The 5,011-nt window shown below is 57.6% G+C and carries 1 rRNA gene and 2 other annotated features (2 of these 3 cut by a window edge); the gene reads right to left on the reverse strand.

Annotated features, from left to right (window positions below):
- Positions 1-2,971: a sequence feature (most likely nonfunctional fraction of RNA operon), on the reverse strand; it reaches 1,728 nt to the left of the window's first position.
- 298 nt (positions 2,972-3,269) lie between these two features.
- Positions 3,270-4,788, reverse strand: a 16S ribosomal RNA gene (locus AMYBE_RS0116665).
- 185 nt (positions 4,789-4,973) lie between these two features.
- Positions 4,974-5,011: a sequence feature (16S ribosomal RNA rRNA prediction is too short), on the reverse strand (it continues 887 nt past the right edge of the window).

Raw genomic sequence — 5,011 nt, forward strand, 5'->3', positions numbered from 1 at the left:
GCCTTCAGCGGTTATCCCTTCCGAACATAGCCAACCAGCCATGCCACTGGCGTGACAACTGGCACACCAGAGGTCCGTCCGTCCCGGTCCTCTCGTACTAGGGACAGCCTTCCTCAAGTATCCTGCGCGCGCGGCGGATAGGGACCGAACTGTCTCACGACGTTCTAAACCCAGCTCGCGTGCCGCTTTAATGGGCGAACAGCCCAACCCTTGGGACCTACTCCGGCCCCAGGATGCGACGAGCCGACATCGAGGTGCCAAACCATGCCGTCGATATGGACTCTTGGGCAAGATCAGCCTGTTATCCCCGGGGTACCTTTTATCCGTTGAGCGACACCCCTTCCACCAGGAGGTGCCGGATCACTAGTCCCGACTTTCGTCCCTGCTCGACATGTCTGTCTCACAGTCAAGCTCCCTTGTGCACTTGCACTCGACACCTGATTGCCAACCAGGCTGAGGGAACCTTTGGGCGCCTCCGTTACTCTTTAGGAGGCAACCGCCCCAGTTAAACTACCCATCAGGCACTGTCCCTGAACCGGATCACGGTCCGAGGTTCAGATTCCCAATCCGACCAGAGTGGTATTTCAACAACGACTCCACCCGAACTAGCGTCCGAGCTTCACAGTCTCCCACCTATCCTACACAAGCCGAACCGAAAACCAATACCAAACTATAGTAAAGGTCCCGGGGTCTTTCCGTCCTGCCGCGCGTAACGAGCATCTTTACTCGTAATGCAATTTCGCCGGGCCTGTGGTCGAGACAGCCGGAAAGTCGTTACGCCATTCGTGCAGGTCGGAACTTACCCGACAAGGAATTTCGCTACCTTAGGATGGTTATAGTTACCACCGCCGTTTACTGGCGCTTAAATTCTCAGCTTCACCCACCGAAATGAGTTAACCGGTCCTCTTAACGTTCCAGCACCGGGCAGGCGTCAGTCCATATACATCGTCTTGCGACTTCGCATGGACCTGTGTTTTTAGTAAACAGTCGCTTTCCGCTGGTCTCTGCGGCCAACCACAGCTCCACCCGCAAAGGGGTATCACCGCGCTTGGCCCCCCTTCTCCCGAAGTTACGGGGGCATTTTGCCGAGTTCCTTAACCACAGTTCACCCGATCGCCTTGGTATTCTCTACCTGACCACCTGTGTTGGTTTGGGGTACGGGCCGTGCATGCACTCACTAGAGGCTTTTCTCGGCAGCATAGGATCACTCGCTTCACCTCAAACGGCTACGCATCACGTCTCAGCCTCATGGAACACGGATTTGCCTATGTTCCGGCCTACACGCTTACACCAGGACAACCATCGCCTGGCAGAGCTGCCTTCCTGCGTCACCCCATCGCTTGACTACTACGGAATCAGGTCCCACGCTCCACACACGAAATCCGTCCGAAGACTTCCTCCGCGGCTTCGGGTGGTTAGTGTCAACCGCCTCGCCATGGGCGCACATGCTCGGGTACGGGAATATCAACCCGTTGTCCATCGACTACGCCTGTCGGCCTCGCCTTAGGTCCCGACTTACCCTGGGCGGATTAGCCTGGCCCAGGAACCCTTGGTCATCCGGCGGCAGAGTTTCTCACTCTGCATTCGCTACTCATGCCTGCATTCTCACTCCCGCACCCTCCACGACTGGCTTCCGCCGCCGCTTCACCGGATGCAGGACGCTCCCCTACCCACCCGTGCCACTGCACCAACCCCCGAAGAGGAAGGCGGATGTATTGCACGAGTGACACAGCTTCGGCGGTGTGCTTAAGCCCCGCTACATTGTCGGCGCAGGACCACTTGACCAGTGAGCTATTACGCACTCTTTCAAGGGTGGCTGCTTCTAAGCCAACCTCCTGGTTGTCTGGGCAATCCCACATCCTTTCCCACTGAGCACACACTTAGGGGCCTTAGCTGGTGTTCTGGGCTGTTTCCCTCTCGACGACGAAGCTTATCCCCCGCCGTCTCACTGCCGCACTCTCACACCACGGTATTCGGAGTTTGGTTGATTTCGGTAACCCGGTAAGGCCCCTAGACCATCCAGTAGCTCTACCCCCGCGGTGAAACATGCGACGCTGCACCTAAATGCATTTCGGGGAGAACCAGCTATCACGGAGTTTGATTGGCCTTTCACCCCTACCCACAGCTCATCCCCTCAGTTTTCAACCTAAGTGGGTTCGGGCCTCCACGACGTCTTACCGTCGCTTCACCCTGGCCATGGGTAGATCACTCCGCTTCGGGTCTAGACCACGCGACTACAACCGCCCTGTTCGGACTCGCTTTCGCTACGGCTACCCCACCCGGGTTAACCTCGCCACGCAGCACTAACTCGCAGGCTCATTCTTCAAAAGGCACGCCATCACCTCAACGGCTCTGACGGCTTGTAGGCACACGGTTTCAGGTACTCTTTCACTCCCCTCCCGGGGTACTTTTCATCTTTCCCTCACGGTACTCGTCCGCTATCGGTCTCCAGGAAGTATTTAGGCTTACCGGGTGGTCCCGGCAGATTCACAGCAAATTCCACGAGCTCGCTGCTACTCGGGAACACCACCAAGGCTCACGCAACTGGTTTTCGCGTACGGGGCTCTCACCCACTCCGGCCGCCCGTCCCAAGGCGTTCCACTAACCAGCACATCAACCCGAGAACCTGTCAGAATTCTCAAGGCGGGTCCCACAACACCGCACACACAACGCCTGACAGCTTGACATGTGCACGGTTTAGCCTCTTCCGCTTTCGCTCGCCACTACTCACGGAATCACGGTTGTTTTCTCTTCCTGCGGGTACTGAGATGTTTCACTTCCCCGCGTTCCCTCCACACCGGCTATATATTCACCGGCGGGTAACACCACATCACTGGTGCTGGGTTTCCCCATTCGGAAATCCTCGGATCACAGCTCGGTTGACAGCTCCCCGAGGCATATCGCAGCCTCCCACGTCCTTCATCGGCTCCTGAAGCCAAGACATCCACCATGTGCCCTTAACAACTTGACCACAAAGATGCTCGCATCCACTCTACAGTTCTCAAACACCACACCAGAAACAACGTGTGTTGCCTCAGGACCCAACAGTGCGCAGTGAACACGAACCCGCCCGGATCAACCCGCCGGCGTTCCACGCGAAGCAAGCTCCGCAGTACTACCCGACGGCGTCACCACCGCGAGAACCCATAACCAGTAGTTCCACAATTCCTTGAGCAAGCCCGGCAACACCGCGTGCGGGTGTTAAACCGTGCCCACCCCACGCCCTTGGTCCGGGCATCCCGGGGGCGTGGACGTGTTGTGCTCCTTAGAAAGGAGGTGATCCAGCCGCACCTTCCGGTACGGCTACCTTGTTACGACTTCGTCCCAATCGCCAGTCCCACCTTCGACCACTCCCTCCCTTGCGGGTTGGGCCATGGGCTTCGGGTGTTACCGACTTTCATGACGTGACGGGCGGTGTGTACAAGGCCCGGGAACGTATTCACCGCAGCGTTGCTGATCTGCGATTACTAGCGACTCCGACTTCACGCAGTCGAGTTGCAGACTGCGATCCGAACTGAGACCGGCTTTAAGGGATTCGCTCCACCTCGCGGTATCGCAGCCCTCTGTACCAGCCATTGTAGCATGTGTGAAGCCCTGGACATAAGGGGCATGATGACTTGACGTCATCCCCACCTTCCTCCGAGTTGACCCCGGCAGTCTCCCACGAGTCCCCGCCATGACGCGCTGGCAACGCAGGATAAGGGTTGCGCTCGTTGCGGGACTTAACCCAACATCTCACGACACGAGCTGACGACAGCCATGCACCACCTGTACACCAACCACAAGGGAAGCCCCATCTCTGGGGATGTCTGGCGCATGTCAAGCCCAGGTAAGGTTCTTCGCGTTGCATCGAATTAATCCACATGCTCCGCCGCTTGTGCGGGCCCCCGTCAATTCCTTTGAGTTTTAGCCTTGCGGCCGTACTCCCCAGGCGGGGCGCTTAATGCGTTAGCTACGGCACGGACAACGTGGATGTCGCCCACACCTAGCGCCCAACGTTTACAGCGTGGACTACCAGGGTATCTAATCCTGTTCGCTCCCCACGCTTTCGCTCCTCAGCGTCAGTATCGGCCCAGAGACCCGCCTTCGCCACCGGTGTTCCTCCTGATATCTGCGCATTTCACCGCTACACCAGGAATTCCAGTCTCCCCTGCCGAACTCAAGTCTGCCCGTATCGACCGCACGCTCCACGTTAAGCGTGGAGATTTCACGGCCGACGCGACAAACCGCCTACGAGCTCTTTACGCCCAATAATTCCGGACAACGCTCGCACCCTACGTATTACCGCGGCTGCTGGCACGTAGTTAGCCGGTGCTTCTTATCCAGGTACCGTCACTTGCGCTTCGTCCCTGGCGAAAGAGGTTTACAACCCGAAGGCCGTCATCCCTCACGCGGCGTCGCTGCATCAGGCTTGCGCCCATTGTGCAATATTCCCCACTGCTGCCTCCCGTAGGAGTCTGGGCCGTGTCTCAGTCCCAGTGTGGCCGGTCACCCTCTCAGGCCGGCTACCCGTCGTCGCCTTGGTAGGCCATTACCCCACCAACAAGCTGATAGGCCGCGGGTTCATCCTGCACCGCCGGAACTTTCCACCACCGAGGATGCCCCCGATGGTCGTATCCGGTATTAGACCCAGTTTCCCAGGCTTATCCCAGAGTGCAGGGCAGATTACCCACGTGTTACTCACCCGTTCGCCACTCATCCACCACCGAAGCGGTTTCAGCGTTCGACTTGCATGTGTTAAGCACGCCGCCAGCGTTCGTCCTGAGCCAGGATCAAACTCTCCAACAATGCTGTAAAGTTCGATCGAGACTATTCTCAATCACATTCTCAAAGGAAACCCCGACGAGGGGGTTTCATATATAAGCTCTACTGGCTTAGTTCACTAGCACACTGTTGAGTTCTCAAGCAACACACCCCGAACCAGACCCGGAAAAACCGGACCAAGCTCGATGCGTTATTTCAAGCTTTTTGTTACCGGAGAAGTACCTTACACCCGGCGAAACTCGAGGCT

Origin of the sequence: Amycolatopsis benzoatilytica AK 16/65 (assembly GCF_000383915.1) — a bacterium.
Lineage (GTDB): Bacteria > Actinomycetota > Actinomycetes > Mycobacteriales > Pseudonocardiaceae > Amycolatopsis > Amycolatopsis benzoatilytica.